13 protein-coding genes are annotated in these 21,350 nt (G+C 61.2%); 12 read left to right on the top strand and 1 reads right to left on the bottom strand.

The features are described from left to right. Positions 1 to 2: 2 nt before the first annotated feature. Genes ACYZT2_RS13530 through ACYZT2_RS13510 form a run of 5 tightly spaced genes read left to right on the top strand, consistent with a single transcriptional unit; the run spans position 3 to position 5,892 of the window. The gene (locus tag ACYZT2_RS13530; RefSeq protein ID WP_123722977.1) at positions 3 to 947 is read left to right on the top strand and encodes a DUF58 domain-containing protein; all 945 of its coding nucleotides are present in this window, start codon (positions 3 to 5) and stop codon (positions 945 to 947) included. Further along, complete coding sequence (locus ACYZT2_RS13525) at positions 944 to 1,438, top strand: DUF4381 domain-containing protein (protein WP_461972827.1); 495 nt, start codon at positions 944 to 946, stop codon at positions 1,436 to 1,438. The genes ACYZT2_RS13530 and ACYZT2_RS13525 overlap by 4 nt, the downstream gene beginning before the upstream one ends. Continuing rightward, entirely contained in the window at positions 1,431 to 2,510 is a 1,080-nt protein-coding gene (locus ACYZT2_RS13520; RefSeq protein WP_461972825.1) for a vWA domain-containing protein, read from the top strand. Before ACYZT2_RS13525 ends, ACYZT2_RS13520 begins: the two co-directional genes overlap by 8 nt. Next, positions 2,507 to 4,243 (top strand): tetratricopeptide repeat protein, encoded by a 1,737-nt coding sequence (locus ACYZT2_RS13515; protein ID WP_461972823.1) that lies wholly within the window; start codon positions 2,507 to 2,509, stop codon positions 4,241 to 4,243. The genes ACYZT2_RS13520 and ACYZT2_RS13515 overlap by 4 nt, the downstream gene beginning before the upstream one ends. Beyond that, positions 4,240 to 5,892 carry a BatD family protein gene (locus ACYZT2_RS13510; RefSeq protein WP_461972821.1) on the top strand — a complete coding sequence of 551 codons (1,653 nt, stop codon included), beginning with the start codon at positions 4,240 to 4,242 and terminating at the stop codon, positions 5,890 to 5,892. The genes ACYZT2_RS13515 and ACYZT2_RS13510 overlap by 4 nt, the downstream gene beginning before the upstream one ends. Positions 5,893 to 6,041: 149 nt before the next feature. On the opposite strand, the gene ACYZT2_RS13505 is transcribed toward ACYZT2_RS13510, so the two are convergent. Next, complete coding sequence (locus ACYZT2_RS13505; protein ID WP_461972819.1) at positions 6,042 to 7,631, bottom strand: ATP-binding cassette domain-containing protein; 1,590 nt, start codon at positions 7,629 to 7,631, stop codon at positions 6,042 to 6,044. A gap of 386 nt (positions 7,632 to 8,017) precedes the next feature. On the opposite strand from ACYZT2_RS13505, the gene ACYZT2_RS13500 reads away from it, so the two are divergent. From ACYZT2_RS13500 to ACYZT2_RS13470, 7 genes are all read left to right on the top strand, one after another. Next, on the top strand, positions 8,018 to 10,018 hold the full coding sequence (locus ACYZT2_RS13500) for a type VI secretion system Vgr family protein (protein ID WP_461973104.1): 2,001 nt from the start codon (positions 8,018 to 8,020) through the stop codon (positions 10,016 to 10,018). Further along, positions 10,015 to 10,881 carry a DUF4123 domain-containing protein gene (locus ACYZT2_RS13495; protein WP_461972817.1) on the top strand — a complete coding sequence of 289 codons (867 nt, stop codon included), beginning with the start codon at positions 10,015 to 10,017 and terminating at the stop codon, positions 10,879 to 10,881. The genes ACYZT2_RS13500 and ACYZT2_RS13495 overlap by 4 nt, the downstream gene beginning before the upstream one ends. Continuing rightward, positions 10,878 to 14,510: a toxin VasX gene (locus ACYZT2_RS13490; protein ID WP_461972815.1), complete on the top strand. Its 3,633-nt coding sequence runs from the start codon at positions 10,878 to 10,880 to the stop codon at positions 14,508 to 14,510. The genes ACYZT2_RS13495 and ACYZT2_RS13490 overlap by 4 nt, the downstream gene beginning before the upstream one ends. 364 nt (positions 14,511 to 14,874) lie before the next feature. Continuing rightward, a complete protein-coding gene (locus ACYZT2_RS13485) occupies positions 14,875 to 15,624 on the top strand; it encodes a hypothetical protein (protein ID WP_461972813.1) in 750 nt (249 codons plus the stop codon). A 190-nt stretch (positions 15,625 to 15,814) separates the two neighbouring features. After that, a complete protein-coding gene (locus tag ACYZT2_RS13480) occupies positions 15,815 to 17,059 on the top strand; it encodes an exonuclease SbcCD subunit D C-terminal domain-containing protein (protein ID WP_461972811.1) in 1,245 nt (414 codons plus the stop codon). Further along, on the top strand, positions 17,056 to 20,697 hold the full coding sequence (locus ACYZT2_RS13475; protein WP_461972809.1) for an AAA family ATPase: 3,642 nt from the start codon (positions 17,056 to 17,058) through the stop codon (positions 20,695 to 20,697). Before ACYZT2_RS13480 ends, ACYZT2_RS13475 begins: the two co-directional genes overlap by 4 nt. After that, the gene (locus ACYZT2_RS13470; RefSeq protein ID WP_461972807.1) at positions 20,694 to 21,290 is read left to right on the top strand and encodes a glutathione S-transferase; all 597 of its coding nucleotides are present in this window, start codon (positions 20,694 to 20,696) and stop codon (positions 21,288 to 21,290) included. Before ACYZT2_RS13475 ends, ACYZT2_RS13470 begins: the two co-directional genes overlap by 4 nt. Positions 21,291 to 21,350: the final 60 nt, after the last annotated feature.

Here is a 21,350-nt window from a genome sequence, read left to right as displayed (position 1 = left end):
CGATGAACGCCCTCCTGCCGCCCGAGCCGGGCATCCGAGTCAGCCTCGCCGAGCTGATCGAGATGCGCCATCGAGTGCGTGAAGTGCAGCTGTTTTCCACACCGAGTCAGCGCAGCCCGCTGATCGGCCTGCACCACTCCAAACTGCGCGGGCGCGGGGTGGACTTCGATCAGGTGCGGGTCTATCAGGCCGGTGATGACGTGCGAAGCATCGACTGGCGCGTCACCGCCCGGACTCAGGAACCCCACACCAAGCTGTTCCACGAAGAACGCGAGCGGCCGATCTTCATCATGGTCGAACAAAGCCGCCGGCTGTTTTTCGGCTCCGGGTTGATGTTCAAATCGGTGCTTGCTGCCCAAGCGGCGAGCCTGATTGGGTGGGCCGCGCTGGGCCATAACGACCGGGTCGGCGGGCTGGTGTTCGGCGACGACGAGCACTACGAAATCAAACCGCGACGCAGCAAACAGAGCCTGCTGCAACTGCTCAACCGACTGGTGCGGGTCAATCAGTCGCTGCACACCGAACGCGAGCCGGACCGCGACGCCTTCGGCATTGCCCTGCGCCGCGCCCGGGAAGTACTTCGCCCCGGCAGCCTGGTGATTGTGATCTGCGATGAACGCGCCTTGTCCGACGGTGCCGAGCAGCAGTTGAGCTTGTTGTCACGCCATTGCGACCTGTTGCTGCTGCCCGTATCCGATCCGCTGGATCACGCCCTGCCCGCTGCCGGGCTTTTACGCTTTGCGGAACGGGGCGCGCAGCTGGAACTCGACACGTTGAATTTCGACTTGCGCCAGGCCTATCGCGCACAAGCGGAAGCGCGCATTGCCCGCTGGGAACTGCTGGCGCAGAAACTGCGGGTATTGCTGATGCCTCTGAGCACCCAAAGCGAAATGGTCGAGCAACTGCGCGAATACCTGAACCCACAGCGTCCGGGGAAAGGTCGATGAGCAGCCTCGATCAACTGCAACCGCTGATTTCCCCGCCACCGATCGGCTTCTGGCCGCCGGCGCCGGGCTGGTGGCTGCTGCTGTTATTGCTGCCATTGATCGGTTTCGGCCTGTGGAAGTTGCGCCGTTTCATTCCGGGCAAGCGCCCTATCGTCCGCGCCGAACAACCGCTGGACCCGGTGCGTCTCGCTGCCCTGGCCGAACTCGCCCGGATGCCCAAACCCTACGACGGCGCTCCGGCCGGAGCCTGGTTGCAACAACTCAACGGGTTGCTCAAACGCCTGTGTCGCAACCATTACCCCTACAGCCAGAGCCACACCCTTAACGGTCGCAAATGGCTGGCGTTCCTTGATAACCGCTGCCCGGCCGCCGGCCTCACACGCTGGATGGTGCTGGTGGAAGGCGCCTACAAACCCGAATGCAAACTCGACGACAAGGCCATCGCTGGCCTGACTCAAGCTGTCGACACCTGGATTCGCAAACATGTTTGAGTTCGCCTGGCCGTGGATCTTCGCCCTGCTGCCACTGCCCTGGCTGATGCGGGTGCTGCTGCCGGTGGCCGACAGTGGCGAACCGGCGCTCAACGTCAGCTTCCTCAGCGACCTCGAAGGCCTCGCTCGCCGCCGTGCCCGGGCGAATCTGCCAGCGTGGCGTCAGCAAGCACCGTTCATTTTGCTGTGGCTGTTATTGCTGATCGCCGCCGCGCGTCCGCAATGGCTCGGCGAACCCCTGCCGGTTGCCGCCAGTGGCCGCGATCTGCTGGTGGCGGTGGATGTATCCGGCTCCATGGATTTCCCAGATATGCAGTGGCAGGACGAAGACGTCAGCCGACTGTCGTTGGTGCAGCATTTGCTTGGTGACTTTCTTGAAAGTCGTGACGGCGACCGGATCGGGTTGATCCTGTTCGGCAGTCAGGCCTATCTGCAAGCGCCGCTGACCTTCGACCGGCACACCGTTCGCGTGTGGCTCGACGAAGCGCGGATCGGCATCGCCGGCAAGAACACCGCCATCGGCGATGCCATCGGCCTGGCCCTCAAACGCCTGCGCCAACGCCCGGCACAAAGCCGCGTGCTGATTCTGGTCACCGATGGCGCCAACAACGGCGGCGAGATCGACCCGCTGACCGCCGCTCGTCTGGCGGCCAACGAAGGCGTGAAAATCTACCCGATCGGTATCGGTGCCGATCCGGAACAAGGCGGCACCTTGGGATTCCTGGGCATCAATCCGAGCCTGGACCTCGATGAACCGGCCTTGAAAGCCATCGCCCAAGCCACCGGCGGCCAGTACTTCCGCGCCCACAATGGCGAGGAATTACAGGCGATCAAGCGCACCCTCGACCAACTGGAACCCGTGACTCAACAACCCACCCAAGCCCGCCCGGCCCAAGCGTTGTATCACTGGCCTCTGGCGATGGCGTTGCTATTGAGCATGCTGCTGGTGATCCGCGAGCGCTGGCCGGACAACCCGTTGCAACGGCTGTTTACCAAGAAGCTGTTTCTGCAAACGCAACTGCCCGACTGGCGTCAGCGGCTTAAACGCCTGCGTCTGCGGAGGCGCCGATGATTGCGCTCTGGCCGCATTGGTTCCGCCCCTGGTGGCTGCTGTTGTTGCCGTTGCTGGGCTGGTTGCTCTGGCAACTCTGGCACCGGCAGAAACGCGCCGGCCGCTGGCAAATGATTCTGCCGCCGGCCTTCCATGCCGCGTTGCTCAGTGGTGGCAGCGGTCGCGAGAGCAAACTGCCGTGGGTCGCCCTGGGCCTGGCCTGGGTGCTGACCGTGCTGGCCCTGCTGGGGCCGAGCTGGCAGCGGGTCGAACAAACCAGCCAGAAACCCGCCGACCCGTTGGTGGTGTTGCTTGAGCTGACCCCGGAAATGCTTGCCTCCGACATTGTGCCGAACAGGCTGGAGCAAGCCCGGCGCAAGCTGTTCGACCTGCTGCAAAACCGCAGCGACGCCCAGACCGCAATCATCGTTTACGCCGGCAGCGCCCACACCTTGGTGCCACTGTCGGATGACCTGTCGACCAGCCGCAACCTGGTGGATGCGCTGAAGCCATCGCTGATGCCCCAGACCGGTCATCGTGCCGATCTGGCGGTGACCAAGGCCCTTGCGCTGCTGGATCAGGGTGCCCTCGGCCAAGGTCGGATCCTGCTGATCGGCTCGTCGCTGACGGAACAGGAACGCCAAGGGATTCGTCAGGCGCTGGACGACACGTCCACGCAATTTCTGATGCTCGGTATCGGCACCGCCGAAGGTGCGCCGGTTGCGCAGGACGACGGCAGTTTCCTCAAGGATGACGTGGGCGCAATTCTGGTGCCCCGCCTGGACGGCCCCAGCCTGAAAGCCTTTGCCAACGGCTTGGGCGGACGTTATCGCCAGGCGCGCCTGGACGATGCCGACCTGCGCGGCCTTGGCCTGCTCGACGGCCCACGGGATTTGCGCAACGACGGCCAGACATTGCGCCTCGATACTTGGGCCGATCAGGGCTACTGGTTGCTGCTTCCACTGTTATTGCTGGCCGCCTGTGCCGGGCGCCGGGGTTGGCTGTTCTGCCTGCCGCTGCTGTTCCTGTTGCCGCAACCGAGTTACGCCTTCGATTTCGAAGACTTGTGGCTGCGTCCCGATCAGCAAGGCCTGCACTTGCTCAAACAAAAGCGCCCGGCCGAGGCTGCGCAGCATTTCGAAAATCTGCAATGGCAAGGCGTGGCGCTCTATGAAGCCGGCGACTACAGTGGCGCCGCCCAGCGGTTTGCCCAAGGCACCGATGCCCACGCCCACTACAATCGGGGTAATGCCCTGGCCAAAAGCGGTGAGCTGGAAGCGGCGCTGGATGCTTACGATCAAGCGCTGGAACGTCAACCGGATCTGCGTCCGGCCCTGACCAACAAGGCATTGGTGGAAAGTCTGCTCAAACAGAAAACCTCAGCGCCGCCCGTCGAGCCGGACAAAGCCGCCGATGGCAAAACCGAAACCATCACCCAGGAACCGCCGCCGGGCAGCGCCACCCAACCAAGCGATGGCCAGCCGAAAACCGACGCCGAGCAGACCACGCCGGACGCCGAGCAGCCGCCCACGACACCACCGCAACCGGGCGCCAATGAGGTCCCGGGCAGCGAGTTGGGCGATGAGCAAAGCACCACGCCACCGCGGCGCCCGGCCAGCGACATGATCGAAGGCGAACAGCGCCAGGCGCTGGAGCAATGGCTGCGCAAGATCCCGGATGACCCCGGCGAACTGCTCAGACGCAAATTCTGGTACGAACAGCAACAACATCAGGATCAGGAAAAAACTCGATGACCCGCTTCACCGCTTTCTTGCTCGCATTGTTGCTCGCCCTGTTGCTCTGCACCGTTGAGGCTCAGGCTACGGAACTGGTCGCCAGCGTCGATCGCAGCCGCCTGAATTCCGGCGAGACGGTCGAACTGACCCTGGAAACCAGCGACGTGACCCAGTTCGGTAAACCCGACCTGACCCCACTGGAGCCGCTGTTCGAAGTGCGCGGCACCCGCCAGGTCAACCAACTGAACACCCTCAACGGCAACACTCAGGCGACCACCCGCTGGATCATCACCCTGCTGCCCCGGCAAAACGGCAGCGTGGTGATTCCGTCGCTGCAACTGGGCGACGTCCAGAGCCAGCCGATTACCGTCCAGGTGATCGAGAGCGAAACCCAGGACAGCAGCAACACACTGGCGCCGGTGTTCATCGAGGCCAGCCTCGACCAGAACAGCGTCTATGTGCAGGCTCAGGCGATTCTGACCTTGCGCATCTACCATTCGGTGTCGCTGTACGACGACAGCAGCCTGACCCCGTTGCAGATTCCCGATGCGCGCATCGAACAGCTGGGCGACTCGCGCACCTACGAAAAAGTCATCAACGGATTGCGTCATGGCGTGATCGAAATGCGCTACGCAATCTACCCACAGCACAGCGGCGAATTGACCATTCCGGCGCAGATGTTCAGTGCCACGCCGGTCGATACCCGGCCGTCCCAGGACGCAACACCCCAAGGGCCAAAACCGGGCAAGCAAATGCGCGTCAAATCCGCCGAGATCCCGCTGACAGTCAAGGCCAAACCCGGCACGTATCCGGCCGATGTGCCCTGGCTGCCGGCCCGCAGCCTGAGCCTGAGCGAAAGCTGGAGCCCGGAACCGGATCACGCGCAGGTCGGCGACTCGCTGACCCGCAGTCTGACCTTGAACGCCGAAGGCCTCGCCAGTTCGCAATTGCCACCGTTGCCCGCCACCGAGATCAACGGCCTGCGGCGCTACCCCGACCAACCGGTGCTCGGTAACCAAAGCAGCGAACGCGGCTTGATCGGCAGTCGCGAGGACCGTGAAGCCCTGGTGCCGACCCGCACCGGCAACATTGATTTACCGAGCGTTGAAGTGGTCTGGTGGAACACCTTCGAGGATCACCTGGAACACAGCAGCCTGCCGGCCCGTACGCTGCACGTGGCGAGCAATCCGAGCCTGACCGTCGATGCCCCGACGGGCAGCCCGCAGATAATGTCCGGCGCCAGCAACGAAGCCCTCTGGTGGTGGAAACTCAGCACTGTGATTCTGGCCTGCACCACCCTGCTGGGCTTCGGCCTCTGGTGGCGCGCCCGCTGGCAACCGGCGATCCTGCGTGCCGCGCAGACCGGCCCGAGCCCACGCACCTTGCTCGACGACCTCAAACGCGCCTGCCAGGCCAACGACTCCCACGCCACCCGCCAGGCCCTCGACGCCTGGGCCCGGCAACAACCGGAAACCCTGGCCGACATGGCGGCGCGCTTCGTTCCCTTGTCCGACGCTCTCGATGGCCTGAACGGCGCGCTGTACAGCGAAACCGGCCAGTACTGGCAGGGCGAGGACCTCTGGCGCGCGATTCGTGCGATCCCGACGGCCGAAGGGGTTCAGGATCTGGTTGGCGATACCGGGTTGCCGCCGCTTTATCCGAAATAGTCCCACTCGATGGATGGATGAGCAGTTGTGGCGAGGGGGCTTGTCGGAACGCCGCATCGCCCCGTTGGGGCGCGAAGCGCTCCTCTACTATTCTTCAGGCACATCGAGTTGCCTGGTGCTGCTGACCGCTGGCGATATCTTTGACACGGTCAACCCTGGCTTTTGAGATGGAACTCGGCGTCCAGATGAATGGCCTGTAAAAAAGCGCTGTCGTGGGAGACTACGATCAATGCGCCTTGGTATTGATTAAGCATCTGCTCCAGAGCGATTCGACTGGGCAAGTCCAAATGGTTGTCCGGCTCATCCAGCAATAGCAATTGCGGTGGCCGCTGTGCATATAACTGCGCAGCCAGTGCTATTTTCAGGCGTTCGCCGCCGCTCAACTGGCAGGTCTTGAGCGTCGCACGATCCGCATCAATGCCCATCTGCGCCAACCGGGTTCGCGCCTCGGCTCCGGGCAACTCCGGATTACTCTCGTAGAGCCATTGCACCGCGGTGCGTTCGGGGTACTGCAACCCGGCGTGTTGATCCAGCCAGCCGACATGGCAACTGCGGATGAGTTCGCCTTCGCGCACCGGCAGTTGGCCGGCGATCACTCGCAACAGGGTCGACTTGCCGCTGCCGTTGGCGCCCAGGATTGCCATGCGCATAGGCCCCGTCAGCGTCAGATTGATCGGCGCCGCGTAACCGAACGGGAGAATGACGTCGTTGAGCTGCACAATCAGCTTGCCATTGGGCACTACGCTTTCCGGAGACAACATCATGCGTTGAATGTCGGGCGCACACCGCGCACGGGCCTCGGCGATACGTTGTTGTTGCTGCTCCCGGGCCACCTGTTGATTGAGGCGCAATTTTCCCTGACTGTTTTCACTACGCTCTTTCTGGGCGTTGGTTATCAGCTTGGTCTGATTGCCGTCACGGGCCTGACGGTCGCCGCGCGCATTACGCCGTTGCTGACGCTCCATCTGCACGGCCATCTCACGTTGCTCGCGCTTGGCCTGCGCCCGCTCACCTTGCAATGCCGACTGGAGCGACTGCTGTTCTTGCTCGCGTGCCGCCGCATACTGACTGTAGTTGCCGCCATAAACCGCCAGCCCCAAGGGTGAAAGCTCGACAATTTCGTTCACGTGCTCCAGAAGGCCCCGGTCGTGGCTGATCAACACCAGGCCGTTAGGCCAGCGAGCGATCTGCTGCGCAAGCTTGTGTTGCTGATTAATATCCAGGTGATTGCCGGGCTCATCCAGAATGAGCCAGTCGGCTCCGGACAACCACGCCCCCATCAGCGCCACCCGTTGCCGTTCGCCACCACTGAGTGCGTCGGTGCGCGCGTCGGCATTCAAATGACCCAGACCGATCTGCTCCAGCTCCGCCTCAAGGCGTGTAGCGCAATCCCACTGATCAACCGCCAGCGAATGGTCGTGATCGTCGACGCTGCCTTGGGCAATGCGATCCAGCGCCGCCAGAATATGGTCGACCCCGGCCAGTGCGGCAACGCTGGGATAGCGCTCGGGTTCCAGTAACTGTGCCACGGCATAAACCCGGCCTTCGCGACGGACGATGCCGCTGGTGGGCAGTTGCTCCTCCGTCAGGAGCCGGCCAAGCAAGGACTTGCCACAGCCATTGGCGCCCACGATGCCGGTGGCCCTGGTACTGAAGGTGTGGTTCAAGTGACCGAACAGAACGCGCCCGTCGGGCAGGTTGAATGACACATGATCAAGTTGAAGTAACCGTTGGGTCATGACGTCTCCTTAAACAATCGGCCCTATAGGCACTGAACCACTCCCTGATGGTGCGCAACCGTACCAGATGTTTCGTTGGCAAATGTACATAGACCACACGCACTGCGTCGAAATCGAAATCTAATGGAATTAGTCACCAATAATCTGGAAACCCCAAGCCTGTCGGCTTCTCAGTCTTTTGCTAGTAACCCTCCTGTCTTTCCCCGCTGTCATTTTCCTCGCAGCCATCGCCTTATTTCCTACGGAGTACGCCTCGTCAGTCAGAACCTTCGACGATGATCCGGATTAACGGATGCGTCCTACACTAGTTATCGAATCGCCTGACATCACCAATTGGTAGATCCACGCAAAGTCCCGTGCCTACAAATAGACACAGAGACATGTGGATGCTCAGCGATGCCAAGCAGGTCGTTTTCAACCTCGACATTGAAGGTTTTCCCCACGACCTTCAGGTACTCGAATTCCGCGCCAGGGAAGCGCTGAATCGGCTCTATGAGGTCAAGCTCGAACTGGTCAGCGAACGCCCCGACCTGGACCTCGACTCTCTGCTGCATCGCTCGGCGTTTCTGCGCTTGGGTCCTGACAACTCCGGCCTTCACGGGCAGATCTATAGCGTGGCCCAAGGCGATTCAGGCAAACGTCTGACCCGTTATCAGATGACTCTGGTGCCCCGGCTCGCCTACCTCAGCCACTGCCATAACCAGCGTATTTTTCAACACCTGAGCGTGCCGCAGATCATCGCCAGCGTGCTGAAAGACCAAGGAATGCAGCCTGATACCTGGCGCTTCCAGTTGAGCGCCGAGTACCGGGCACGGCTGTATTGTGTGCAGTACGAAACCGACCTGCATTTCCTGCAAAGGCTGTGCGAGGAAGAAGGTCTGCACTTTCATTTCGAGCACGGCTCCGACGGACATGTGCTGGTGTTCGGTGACGATCAAACCAGCTTCTCGCAACCATCCCAATCAACCGCGTACAGGCCAGGCAGTGGCATGGTCGCCGAAGCGCCGGTGATTGACCGTTTCAAACTGCGACTGGAAACCCGCCCGACCCACGTCAGCCGTCGTGATTACGACTTCGAGAAACCGCGTCTGGAACTCGACAGTGAGACTAAAAATTCGCTGCTGCCGCGCCTTGAGGATTATGCCTTCCCAGGACAGTTCACCCATCGTGAGCGCGGTAAACATCTGGCCAATCGGGCACTGGAACGCCACCGCGCCGATTACCGGCAAGCCAGCGGGCGCAGTGATCAGAGCGCCATGCGTTGCGGCCATTTCGTCGAGATGACCGAACACCCCCGCGCTGACTGGAATGGCCTGTGGCTTCTGACTGAAGTCGAACATATTGGCCTGCAACCCCAAGTGCTTGAGGAGTCGATCACCGATGCCAGTCCGCAGGACGGTTTCAGTCAGGGCTACCGTAACCACTTCGTCGCAACACCTTGGGACGTCCTGTTCAGGCCGGCTCTTGAACACGCCAAGCCGCGAATAACGGGCAACCAGCATGCCATCGTCACAGGCCCGCCCGGCGAAGAGATCTACTGCGACGAATACGGTCGGGTAAAGGTTCAACTGCCGTGGGACCGAGAGGGTCAGCACAACGAACAATCGAGCTGCTGGCTTCGGGTCGCTACCGGTTGGGCTCATGACCGTTATGGCAGCGTGCTGATCCCGCGGGTCGGCATGGAAGTGCTGGTGGGATTCACCGACGGCGACCCCGACAAACCCTTCGTCCTTGGCTGTATGCCCAACGCCTCAACCCCCGTGCCACTGGACCTGCCGGCTGAGCACACCCGCAGCATTTTCCGTAGCCAGAGCAGTCCCGGTGGCGGCGGTTACAACGAGTTGCGCATCGAGGACAAAAAGGGCTCCGAGGAGATTGCCCTGCGTGCCCAGCGCGATTTTGTCCAGCTCGTGCTCAACGATGAACGCATTCAAGTCGACAACCAGCGCACCGTGGTCATCGGCGGGGTTGCCAGTCACGACCTGCGCGGTGAAGAACATCACCTGACCCACGGCAACCGACTGACGGAACTCAAGCAGGACGATCATCTGTTGGTTCACGGCGACCGCCACGTCCGAACCACCAATCACCTGCTCAATGCCACCCAGCACATTCACCTGAGCGCCGGGCAGCAAGTCGTCATCGATGGCGGCGCGCGCCTGTCAATCCAGGCTGGCGGTCACTGGCTGACGCTGGGGCCGGAAGGCATTTTCAGCAGCGTGCCGATTCTGGTGGGCGGCGCCCCGGCCGTGGGTCTACCCGCCGAGCCTCTGATACCGGGCGCCTTGCCCCTGCTGAAAGTGACGTTCGATGCGGTCCAGCAACGCCATGCGTTGATTTCAACCCGAGCCTCGCGCTGCCTGATATGCGAGGCCGCTCAAGCATGAAGCTTTTGACCTCACTGCCTGAAGACCTGCCATGGAGCGAGCAACAGGCTTTCCTGTTGCTGGACGGTGCGACCTTGAGCGATTTGCCGGAACGCTTGAAACAACTGAGTCCCGGCGCCACCGCCGTCGCGCTGTATGACTGCCCGTCGTTTACTGCGCTGCGGGATATCTCGCCGCTGTTGGTGGCCGTTCAACAACCTGACGAGCCACTCGTTCAGTTTTATCTGGAGCACGCACACGAGGAATCGAGCGTGCTGTTGTTCAGCACCGCGCCTGCGCATGATGTTGCCCAACACTTGCGCAAACTGCTGATCGTTGAATTGCCCGAAGGTCTGCCGGTGGTCCTGCGTTTGGCCGATGCGGCAGTGGCGCAGGCGTTGTTCGGCAGCGGCGATCAGCGTTTGTTTGGGCCTCTGTCCTCTGTGGTAACCGCCGATAGCGCCGGCGCGAATTGGCAGCGTCATCAACCCCGACTGCCTGAATGCCCGGAACTACCGACGCCCTATCGCCTGAGCCCTGAACTCAATGCAGCACTGGACCGTGTTGATCGGCGCCGCATGTTGCTCGAGCTCGACGCCCATTTGCTCAAATACTTTCCCGATCGCCATGGCGGCGAAACCGTGGCCCAGCGTTGGCCAATGCTGGAGCAACTGGAGGCCGAGGCCGGCGCTTTGGGCTTGAGCAGCCAATCCGAGCTTTTCCACTACGCCAACGTCATCGCCTCGCTGGATGGCTCACCGCTCGATCAGCACCCGCACATCAACCGATTGCTGCATACGCCGTCGCTGCAATCCCCCGGCGAGCGCGTGGCGCTGGCCGCTGACCTCGCCCACCAGTGGGCCAGCCAACGAGGCCACCCATGACTTCACCCGCCAACCTCGCCGCCGCGGCGGCCTCCAAATCCCCCATCGGCTCTCTGGGTGCCTGCCCCTTGCGCCAAACCCACGTGCAGCTGCTGCCCTTGCGTTACGGGCTGGTGGAAAAGCCCCTCGGCCCGAGTGCCGAACTGAAGCTGCCGTATGCCCTGACGACCCGCCCGCTGGGCATTCGCATGCTGCGCGATGGCTGGTTGTACGTTATCGACAGCGTGACCGGCCACCTGCACGAATATCAGGTCCTCAACGGACTGATCAGCGCCTTGCTGCACAAGGGCGCCAAGGTCACCGACGATCAGCGCACGCCCATCGAAGAGCGTCCGGCACTGGTGTTTTCAAGGCGCAGCACCTTGCATGTGACCTTCGCCGAAGTGCAATGGACGGCGGCCAAATGCACGCAAGTGCTCGACAGCCGCGAGGAACGCGAACACTTCATGCAGGCCGTCGATCTCGGCCCGGTGCATTGCCAAACCGGTGGCGAGCATCTGCTGACGGTCGCGCAAGGCAAGCAGTGGCTGGCGGAGATTGCGACCGATCCGGCCCGGCAGGCGCAAGCCGCCCAAGACCGTGCGGAACAGGAAACCGAGTCGCCGCCGGACGCCGTTCTATTGCCGACGGTGCACGTCAGCGATGCCCCCGCGCACGAACGTGAACCCTATTTGTGGGAGCAGCCGCAGCGCTTTCGCGAGGCGCATATCGGCGAGTTTCTCGGGCGGGTGCGCCCGGCTTATCAGGACGACACGCTGTTCCTCGTGATGCAGGACGACCTCGGCGTGCTGCGTGATCTGGCCGAGTATCAGGACACCGTGGTCGGCTGGGTCGACGACTGGAGCAATGCCGACCATAACGAACGCGATTACCTGCTGGCCTGCTACATCGAGTCCCTGAGCCGGCTCAGTCCGGCGGATATCGGCAATCTGGCCGACGCCAGCGACGATCCGCGAGTCCAGGCGCTTTTTGGCGATCTGGAGCAGTTGCCCGAACCGGATCAGGAGCATACCCGCAAAGCCTTGCTGGATTACCTGAACAAGGGCGGCAAGGTCGAGTCGCTGGACGCTCCCGTGCCCCCGGCACTGGCGCAAGCGCGCAAAGAGGCGCATGCCGAAGCGTTCAAACTCGCCAAGTACCAAGGCGCTACGCCCGACTTCACCGCCCATAGCCGCGCCAGTGACGAGGCAGACCGCCGTTACTACACGCGCCAACATTTCAAGGTCGCGCCCGACGATTTCGTCGAACGTCACCTCGATACCTTGATAAAACTTGGCCAAGAGCAAAACAAACGCATCGTCGATGTGCTCGAAGGCTCCAGCTTCAGTGGCAAACGCGGGGTCAACGACTTCATCGACCGCCCGGCCATGGACAGTGCACTGTTTCAGCATCGCGACGACCTTGGTCGCTGGAACCGCTTGCTCGAGCGCATCACCGCCGACCGCACCATGCTGGTGGGTGGCGGGCGCTTCCATCGCTCGGCCTGGTATTACGACGCGCAGGATCAACAGCAACTTTACCAGGCGTTCACCGTCGAATACGCCTGCCTCAAGGACATCTGCCGCAGCGACCATGCGAGCGAAAAAATGCTGGGCTATCTGGAACAACACCCGGAACTGACGCGACCGTTGTTTTATACCTTGCCGCTGCGTCTTCAGCCAGAACGGGCCGCGCAATACGCCACGCTGTTCAACGCCGGCATGGGCGTATTCAACAACCTGCCGCACTGGCTGGGCGAGCTGCAGAAAATCGAACAGCCGCACCTGCCGGCCCTCGACGATTTGCCCGAACACACCCGCGCCGTCGCGGACGCGGCGCAGCACAGCCTCAGCCCGGCGCTGAACCTGGGGCTGAGCCGGGCGCTGGAAGGGTTCGATCTGGCGGGAGAGAAAATTCCCGACCTCGACGAACTGTTCCGGCGCCTGCCCAAGGCCTTGTCGGGGCGGATACTCGATGCGGCGAAAAGCACCGGCGTGACCTTTACTGTCGCCAGCCCGGCAGAACACGCGGCGCTGCAAACCAACCTCAAGGAACTGCTCAGGGAGCGCGACTACCTCAAAACCTTGACCCGTGAACGCAACCAGCTCACCCATAACAAAAACCGCCAGGGGCACAAGACGCCACGGGCGGTGGAGTTGCAGGGTGAGATCGTGCGGATGCGTGGGCAGTTGACGCAGCTGGAGGGGCGACTGGCGGGGGCGCTGAGCCCGATTGCGGAACTGCCGGATCAGTCGGTTCGGCTGTATGGCGCGACACCGGCTCGGGCGGGAGTGACGGTGGTGTTTCCACCGGCACAGCAGTTGGAGGTGCGGAGTTTGTTGAAGGATATTCGGCTGGGGGTTCAGAGTGTGCCGAATGCGAAGTTGATTCGGAGCGAGGGGATGGGGTTGTTGGTGTTTTTGGTGCAGGGGGTGAATTTGGTTTCGGTTATAAGGGAACTGACCAACCAATCCAAGAACAAGCGAGTCTGGATACCCGTTTTTAATGCAGCGATGAGCACCGGGGCCGCTGGGTTCACTGCGGCACAAAGTCTCGCCGATACAGCGTTAAAGGCACGTAGCGCTGCGCTCGTCGCGGGTCTTCAACACCACGCCTTGCAAAATATGCATGTGCAGATGGGCAAGCTGCATGTTGGACTGGGCATTTTCACCTACGGCTTCGGTTTTATCTCTTCAGTGGTTAATCTCAATACCCAACAGCAGAATTGGCAACAGGCGACGCGTAGTGGGAATGCTGCTGCGCAGAATAGTGCAGCGCTCGCTGCAGCGGGCGCTGCCGGCATGACGACAGTCAATGCCTATGGCTTAGGTCATACCTTACACGCGGGGTATAGCGTAGCGATTGCCAGAAACGCTGCAGCAAGAACGGCTGCTTGGGCCGCGGCTGGTACCCGTTTGTCCACGGTGTTCTTCCGCTTCAATCTGGCCGGTGCCCTGTTCACCATTTTGGAGTTGAGCGGCACCTGGCTGTACAACCGCTACAACATCAGTGCCCATGATAAATGGCTGAAAACCACACCCTGGAGCTTGGACACCGATCATCGCGGCGACCATACCCTGGATGAATATCAGCGTTATCTGGGTTATTTGCTTCACGCCCCGTATGCACAATTAGGTCCGAACAAGCATGACTCCTGGCTGAAAGACCTGCTGTTAAAGGCCAAGCCCAAAGACATCCATCTGGTGCTGCCAGGGCTCAAGCTCAATGATTTTCAGCCACCTCTTAGCGGTCAACCGGCTCGACGGCTGGGAATCGGCGCCCACCGTCTTTCCGTCCCCCTCCACAGTCGTGGTGTACCGCGCGAGCGCAAGGACGTCATCAGTGAGGAAGTCGCAAACAGCCTGCGCATCGTGCAAGCAGAGCCAGATCGGTTGGTGTTATGCCTGCAATATCCCGTGGATCCTGACAGCGAATTTACCCCAGCGTCCGAAACGTTGGAGCTGGCGGTCTGTTTCCAGACCTTGAACGCCAAGGGCGCGTGGGTTTCTCACATTCGGGTCATTTGCCTGAACCCTCGGGGTGAAGGCCGCTTTCCGGCGTTGGCCCCTCAATCCGTTACCGAGCATCCGCCCATGTTGCTGGTTGAAACCCATTTGCTGGAGCTGGCCGACCATGCCCACCAAGATTGATAGCTCCCTGCCTGCACCGCACCTTGAACAATCCCGCAAAGCCGGCGATGTTGAACCGTTCCCCTCTGGGAGGATCACCTATCTCGCGCCGTTGCCATTGCCGACACCGCTGCCGCCACATGGTCCTCATATCGGGGAGTTAACTGAGGTGTACATGGACTTCGGGTTGGGATCACCGCAAGTCTTTATGTGGCAGATGACATTAGGGGGACCATTCAGTGTTGCCTTCTCGGTTGCATTCTTAATACCTCTATTTGGCGGCTTCATGTTTTTCTTGTTCGGCATGGGCTGGGACGATATTACTCATGCCATAAAAGGAGTATTCAATGAGGCGTACGGACCAGCCATGCAGGGCGGTTTTTTAATGCTGCTCATCGGCCTCGGTGTGTGGCACCACAACCACAAAAAGCGCCTCCACATCATCCCAACCCGCTTCAACCGCCAACGCCGCGAAGTCTGCTTCATGCCCGAAGACGCCACCGAACCACTGTTCGTCCCTTGGGAATCCCTCTCTGCCTGGGTTATCGAAGCCCAAGGCGCCACCCAGTACGGCATCCACCGCCAATACGGCATGGGCATCGGTTTCCAGCACGGCGAGACCCTGACCAGCGTCGAATTCCCCTGCTTCGGTCTTTCCCTGGCCATCAGCCACTGGGAAGCCATCCGCGGCTACATGGAATACGAAATCCACGACCTCAAATCCATCCAGGACCCGCTAGACCTGCAAGGCCCCGACGACCCATCCCACGAAGGCCTGCACACCTTCCACAACGCCCGTGCGCGTATGCACCAGCAAATCCGCGACGGCCAACGTGGTCGAGTGTCCGGTTTTTTCTGGTACCTGTACCACGTGATGACCCTATGGACGATTCCCAACCACCTGACCGAATGGGAAGTCCGCCGCTTGCAGAAAATAGCCCCGCACGCCTTGCCCGAAGTGATGCGCCAATGGTCCGAGCCGCTGCCGAAGGAACAATGGGCGAAACCGAGTGAAGAACTGCTGCGCCTGAGCGCACAGGTCCGCGCCCTGCACAAACGCCAACCTCGTCGACCGATTACCGAGATTTTTGCCGAGGTTCAGCGCTTGAATCCGACGGACAAACGTCGCGCATGAAATGTTTTTACAGCGAACTGATGCTCGTAACGTAGGAGACTTCCCTTCACAGCCCGCGGTTTCCGAGGCCGGTAAATGACAACGAGGTCCGCCGCGTGGCCACATTCAACCTGTTTACCAGTAAACTCTCCCCTCTTTAGCCGCCACCATTTTCCTCGCGGCCATCACCTTATTTCCTACGGAGTACGCCTTGCGTCTGTTTCATACCTCCGACTGGCACCTTGGGCAGAACCTGCACGGCCAGGAGCGCGATTTCGAACACGCCTGCTTTATCGAATGGCTGCTGCGCCAGCTGAAGCTGGACCAGCCCGATGTGCTGCTGATCGCCGGCGATATCTTTGACACGGTCAACCCGCCGGTCAAAGCCCAGGAACGCCTCTACGATTTCATCGTCAGCGCCCACGAACAGCAGCCGTCGCTGACCATCGTGATGATCGCCGGCAACCACGATTCAGGTTCGCGAATCGAACTGCCCGCGCCGTTGCTGCGGCGCTTGCGCACTCACGCCCTCGGTCGCGTGCTGTGGCTCGATGACGGTCAACTGGATGCCGAACGTCTGTTGCTGCCGTTGCCTGATGCCAGCGGTGAAATTGCCGCCTGGTGCCTGGCACTGCCGTTCCTGCGCCCCGCTGAAGTGACGGGCGCGCATTTGGGCGATAACTATTTGCGCGGCATCGGCCAGGTTCATGAATGGCTGATTGAAGCCGCGAACACCAAGCGCAAGCCGGGCCAGGCGTTGATCGCCATCAGCCATGCGCACATGGCCGGCGGTTCGGTTTCGGAAGATTCCGAGCGCAGCCTGATCATCGGCAACGCCGAAGCCTTGCCCGCCAGCCTGTTCGGGCCGAGCATCAGTTATGTCGCCCTCGGGCACTTGCACAAACCGCAGAAGGTCAACGGTGAAGAGCGCATTCGCTACTGCGGCTCGCCGATTCCGTTGTCGTTCTCCGAGATCAATTACCAGCATCAAATTCTCGACATTCAGCTTGATGGCGAAACATTGGTCAGCGTCGAACCACGCCTGATTCCGCGTTCCGTCCACTTGCAACGCCTCGGCTCCGCGCCGTTGGCGGAGATCCTGCTGCAACTGGCCGATCTGCCCAACATCGACCTGCTCGCCGATATCCATCGCCAGCCGTGGCTGGAAGTACGGGTCCGCCTCGATGAACCGCAACCGGACCTACGCCATCAAGTGGAAACGGCGTTGCAAGGCAAAGCCGTGCGGCTGGTGCGGATTGCCGCCGAATATGCCGGCAATGGCAGCCGCGACGGCGTCGATGACGGCACAACCTTGATCGAACTGGATCAGATGAAGCCGCAGGAACTGTTCAGCCGCGCATGGCAGGACAACTACGGTAGTGAGGTCGACGAGCAAACGCTCAAGGACTTCGCCGAGCTGTTGCAAGACGTGCAGATGGAGAGCGAACAGTCATGAAGATCCTCGCGATCCGCCTGAAAAACCTCGCCTCCCTGGCCGGGCCGTTTGAAATCGACTTCACTGCGGAGCCCTTGGCCAGTGCCGGTTTGTTCGCGATTACCGGGCCGACCGGTGCCGGCAAAAGCACGCTGCTCGACGCCCTGTGCCTGGCGCTGTTTGGCGCCGTGCCGCGCCTGAACAACACCGGTCGCGATGCCAAGGTCCCGGACGCCGATGGCGAAATCGGCACCGGCGACCCGCGCACCCTGTTGCGTCGTGGCACCGGTGAAGGCTATGCGGAAGTGGATTTCGTCGGTATCGACGGTCGCCGCTATCGCGCTCGCTGGGAGGCCAATCGCGCTCGGGAAAAGGCTGGCGGCAAGCTGCAAATCAGTCGCCAGAGCCTGCGCGACATCGATCAGGATCAACTGCTGGCCAGCCAGAAAGGTGAATACAAAGCTCAGCTCGAAGCCGCGTTGGGCCTGAACTTCGAACAGTTCACCCGCGCCGTCATGCTGGCTCAGAGCGAGTTCAGCGCCTTCCTCAAGGCTGACGACAACGACCGCAGCGAACTGCTGGAAAAGCTCACCGACACGGCGCTCTACACCCGTCTCGGTCGTCGGGCTTTCGACAAGACCAAAGAAGCTCGCGAAGCCCACAAGTTGTTGCAGGATCAGGCCACCGGGGTCACGCCGCTGTCGCCGGAAGCCCGGGCTGAGCTGGATGAGCGCTTCAACGACGCTCAGCAGCAACTCAAGACCCAACAGGCGCAGCTCAAACAGTTGGAGTTGCAACACACCTGGCTCAAGGACTTGCGCCAGTTGCAGGACGCGCAACAGAGTGCCACCGAGCAACTGCAATCGGCCCAGCAACACTGGAACAGCCTGGCAGGCGAGCGCTTGAAGCTGACCCGCCTGGAACAACTGGCCCCGCAACGGCATCAATTCGCACGCAAGACCGAGCTCATCGCTCAGCTCACGCCGCTGGCGGCGCAGATTCAGCAGCACACGCAACAGCAACGTGAACTGACCGCGCGACAGACTCAACTCGAACAGAGCCTGAGCACCGCCCAAACGGCGCTGACCCAAGCGCAAAGCCAACACACCTCCAGCGCGCCCCTGCTGCGTCAGGCCTTCGAAGAGCAAAGCACCCTCGCCCGCTTGGTCAAGGACGCCAGCCTCAGTGCCGACCTCAAGCAGCAGGCGGAGCTGGCCTGCACTCAGGGTCAGGGCACGATTCAGGGTTTGCTCGACCAACAGAAACAGGTCGCCGAACGGTTGCAGCGGATTGCCGGCGAGCTTGAACAAAGCACCCATCTGGCGCCGTTGAGCGATGCCTGGAACGCCTACCGCGATCGCCTGCAACAGCTGATGCTGATCGGTAATCGCCTGAACAAGGGCCAGGCCGAACTGGCCACCCTGGAGCAAAGCGCCGCCCGTGCCGCCGAGGAGCTGACCGCCCAGCGCCAGAGCCTTGAGGTGCTGTACAAAGAGGCCGGCGCCGAACCTGAAGCGGTGGCCGAGCAGATTCAGATCCTCGGCAGTCTGCTGCAAGACAACCGCAAGCAACTGCGGGCCTTTGAAGAGCTGACACGTCTGTGGGCCAGCCAGCAGGAACTGGACAAGCGCGGCGCCGAGCTGCAGCAGCGACATCAGGGAGCGCTGCAAGAACGAGATCGCCTGACCTGCGAAGGTGGCGAGGCAAAGGCTGAACTGGCAGTTGCCGAACAGACGCTGACTGTCACCCGAGAACTGCTGGAGCGTCAGCGACTGGCCCGCAGCGAAAGCGTCGAGCAACTGCGCGAACAATTGCAGGACGATCAGCCCTGCCCCGTATGTGGCAGTGCCGAGCATCCTTACCATCAGCCAGAAGCATTGCTGCAAAGCTTGGGTCGTCACGATGAAAACGAGCAAGCCAACGCCAAAAAGGCCGTCGACTTACTTAATGAAAAAGTCATCGATCTGCGAGCGCAATACAGCGGAATTATCGCTCAACTGAAAGAGCTGAAACAGCAGCAGGAACAGCTCACGACTCAGCAACAAGATCTGACGCCGAGCCTCGAAGCGCACCCACTGTCCGCGCAACTGTTGGCCCAGGACGCCGCTAAACGCGATGCCTGGCTGATCCAACAAAACAGCCAGCTGAACCAAAGCATCGTTCAAGACGAACAACGGCAAACCGCCCTGCTCACCCTGCAACAGGACGCAGCACGCCTGGCGCAGCAACTGCGCAGCGCCGAAGCGGCGAGTCAGCAAGCAACACAACACCTGATCAACCAGCAACGTGAATTGAGCAGCGATCGCCAACGCCTGGACGAAGAACTGACGGCGTTCAGCACCCTGCTGCCGGCCGAGACGCTCGAGGCCTTGCGCAACGAACCTGCCGCGACCTTCATGCAGCTCGACCGGCAGATCGCCCAGCGCCTGCAACAACTCGACCAGCAGCGCGATGAACTCGGCGAACAGCAACAGCGCCAGCAGACGCTGGAGAAAGAACAGGACCGTCAGCAGACCCGCATCCAGCAATTGGAAACTGCGCAGCAGCAGTTCACGGCACTGGCCGGGCAGCAACAAGCTTGCCAGGAACAACTGATGCAACTGCTGGGCGAACACGCCAGCGCCGAACAGTGGCAACAGCAATTGGATCAGGCCGTCGAACGGGCCCGTACTGCTGAAGCGACGGCCAATCAGGAATTGCAAACCGTGCGCACACGGCTTGTGCAATTGGCCGCCGAACTCAAAGCGCAGCAAGAACGTTCGCGGGCTCTGGAAACTGAAGATCGCGAGCTGAGCGGCAAGATCGCCGACTGGCGTGCGCAACATCCAGAGCTGGACGACGGCGGACTGGAAGATCTGTTGAGCGTCGACGACCAACACGTCAGCGATCTGCGTCAACGATTGCAGCAGAGCGAAAAAGCCATCGAGCAAGCGAGGGTGCTGTTGCAGGAGCGCGATCAGCGCCTGCTTGATCATCAGGCGCAGCACAACGGCAATCTGGATGCCGAACAACTGGGCACGGCACTTGCCGACCTGCAAAACCTGTTCGCCGCCAGCGAACACCGTTGCGCCGAATTGCGCGCTGAACAGGCCGAGGATCAGCGCCGACAAAACGCCAATCAGGCGCTGGCGCAGCAGATCGCCGACGCCTATACCGAATACCAGCGCTGGGCACGCTTGAATGCGCTGATCGGTTCGGCCACCGGCGACACCTTCCGCAAGATCGCCCAGGCCTACAACCTCGACCTGCTGGTGCATCACGCCAACGTCCAGTTGCGGCAACTGGTGCGGCGCTATCGCCTGAAACGTGGCGGTAGCATGCTCGGGTTATTGGTGATGGACACCGAGATGGGCGATGAACTGCGCTCGGTGCATTCGCTGTCCGGCGGTGAGACGTTCCTGGTGTCGCTGGCGTTGGCGCTCGGTTTGGCGTCGATGGCTTCGAGCACGCTGAAAATCGAATCGCTGTTCATCGACGAAGGCTTCGGCAGCCTCGATCCGGAATCCCTGCAACTGGCCATGGACGCCCTCGACGGTCTGCAAGCGCAGGGCCGCAAGGTCGCGGTGATTTCCCACGTTCAGGAAATGCATGAACGGATTCCGGTGCAGATTCAGGTCCACCGCCAAGGCAACGGCCTGAGTACGCTGGAGGTGAAATGAATACGCTGTATTCGTTCCGCCGCTGCCCTTACGCCATGCGCGCACGGATGGCGCTGCGGTATTCAGGGGTTGAGGTGAATATCGTCGAGGTCAGCCTCAAGGCCAAACCGGCCGAAATGCTCGCGCTGTCGAGCAAAGGCACGGTGCCGGTGCTGAGTGTGGATGGGCAGGTGATCGATGAGAGCCTGGAAATCATGCGCTGGGCATTGGCGCAGAACGATCCGCAGGACTGGTTGCTCAAGGATGAACCGCAAGAACAGCAGCGCAGCGCTGCACTGATCGAAGAGAACGATCAAGTGTTCAAGGTGCACCTGAATCGCTACAAGTATGCCGAGCGTTATCCTGAGCAGCCGATGGAGTTTTACCGGTCAGAGGGCGAGGTGTTTTTGCGTAAGCTGGATGAGTTGCTGGAGGGGCGCGACTACTTGCTGGCCGGGCATCCGAGCCTGGCGGATGTCGCCTTGATGCCGTTCGTACGGCAATTCGCCCACGTGGATCGCGAGTGGTTCGGGCAGACGCCTTATGTGCGATTGCAGGCGTGGTTGCAGCGCTTCATCGAGTCAGACCTGCTCACATCAATAATGAAGAAATAACCGATCCCCCGTGTAGGAGCGAGGCTTGCCCGCGAAGAACGATGACGCGGTTTATTTGAA

This window comes from Pseudomonas sp. MDT1-85 (genome assembly GCF_054898065.1).
The sequence above is the reverse complement of the archived record's forward strand: the minus strand, read 5'-3'. Positions and strand labels throughout refer to the sequence as shown.

Excerpts from the sequence above, each read along its gene's own strand:
- ACYZT2_RS13530 (WP_123722977.1), top strand. The coding sequence starts at position 3 with ATGAACGCCCTCCTGCCGCCCGAGCCGGGCATCCGAGTCAGCCTCGCC.
- ACYZT2_RS13525 (WP_461972827.1), top strand. The coding sequence starts at position 944 with ATGAGCAGCCTCGATCAACTGCAACCGCTGATTTCCCCGCCACCGATC.
- ACYZT2_RS13520 (WP_461972825.1), top strand. The coding sequence starts at position 1,431 with ATGTTTGAGTTCGCCTGGCCGTGGATCTTCGCCCTGCTGCCACTGCCC.
- ACYZT2_RS13515 (WP_461972823.1), top strand. The coding sequence starts at position 2,507 with ATGATTGCGCTCTGGCCGCATTGGTTCCGCCCCTGGTGGCTGCTGTTG.
- ACYZT2_RS13510 (WP_461972821.1), top strand. The coding sequence starts at position 4,240 with ATGACCCGCTTCACCGCTTTCTTGCTCGCATTGTTGCTCGCCCTGTTG.
- ACYZT2_RS13505 (WP_461972819.1), bottom strand. The coding sequence starts at position 7,631 with ATGACCCAACGGTTACTTCAACTTGATCATGTGTCATTCAACCTGCCC.
- ACYZT2_RS13500 (WP_461973104.1), top strand. The coding sequence starts at position 8,018 with ATGCTCAGCGATGCCAAGCAGGTCGTTTTCAACCTCGACATTGAAGGT.
- ACYZT2_RS13495 (WP_461972817.1), top strand. The coding sequence starts at position 10,015 with ATGAAGCTTTTGACCTCACTGCCTGAAGACCTGCCATGGAGCGAGCAA.
- ACYZT2_RS13490 (WP_461972815.1), top strand. The coding sequence starts at position 10,878 with ATGACTTCACCCGCCAACCTCGCCGCCGCGGCGGCCTCCAAATCCCCC.
- ACYZT2_RS13485 (WP_461972813.1), top strand. The coding sequence starts at position 14,875 with ATGCTGCTCATCGGCCTCGGTGTGTGGCACCACAACCACAAAAAGCGC.
- ACYZT2_RS13475 (WP_461972809.1), top strand. The coding sequence starts at position 17,056 with ATGAAGATCCTCGCGATCCGCCTGAAAAACCTCGCCTCCCTGGCCGGG.
- ACYZT2_RS13470 (WP_461972807.1), top strand. The coding sequence starts at position 20,694 with ATGAATACGCTGTATTCGTTCCGCCGCTGCCCTTACGCCATGCGCGCA.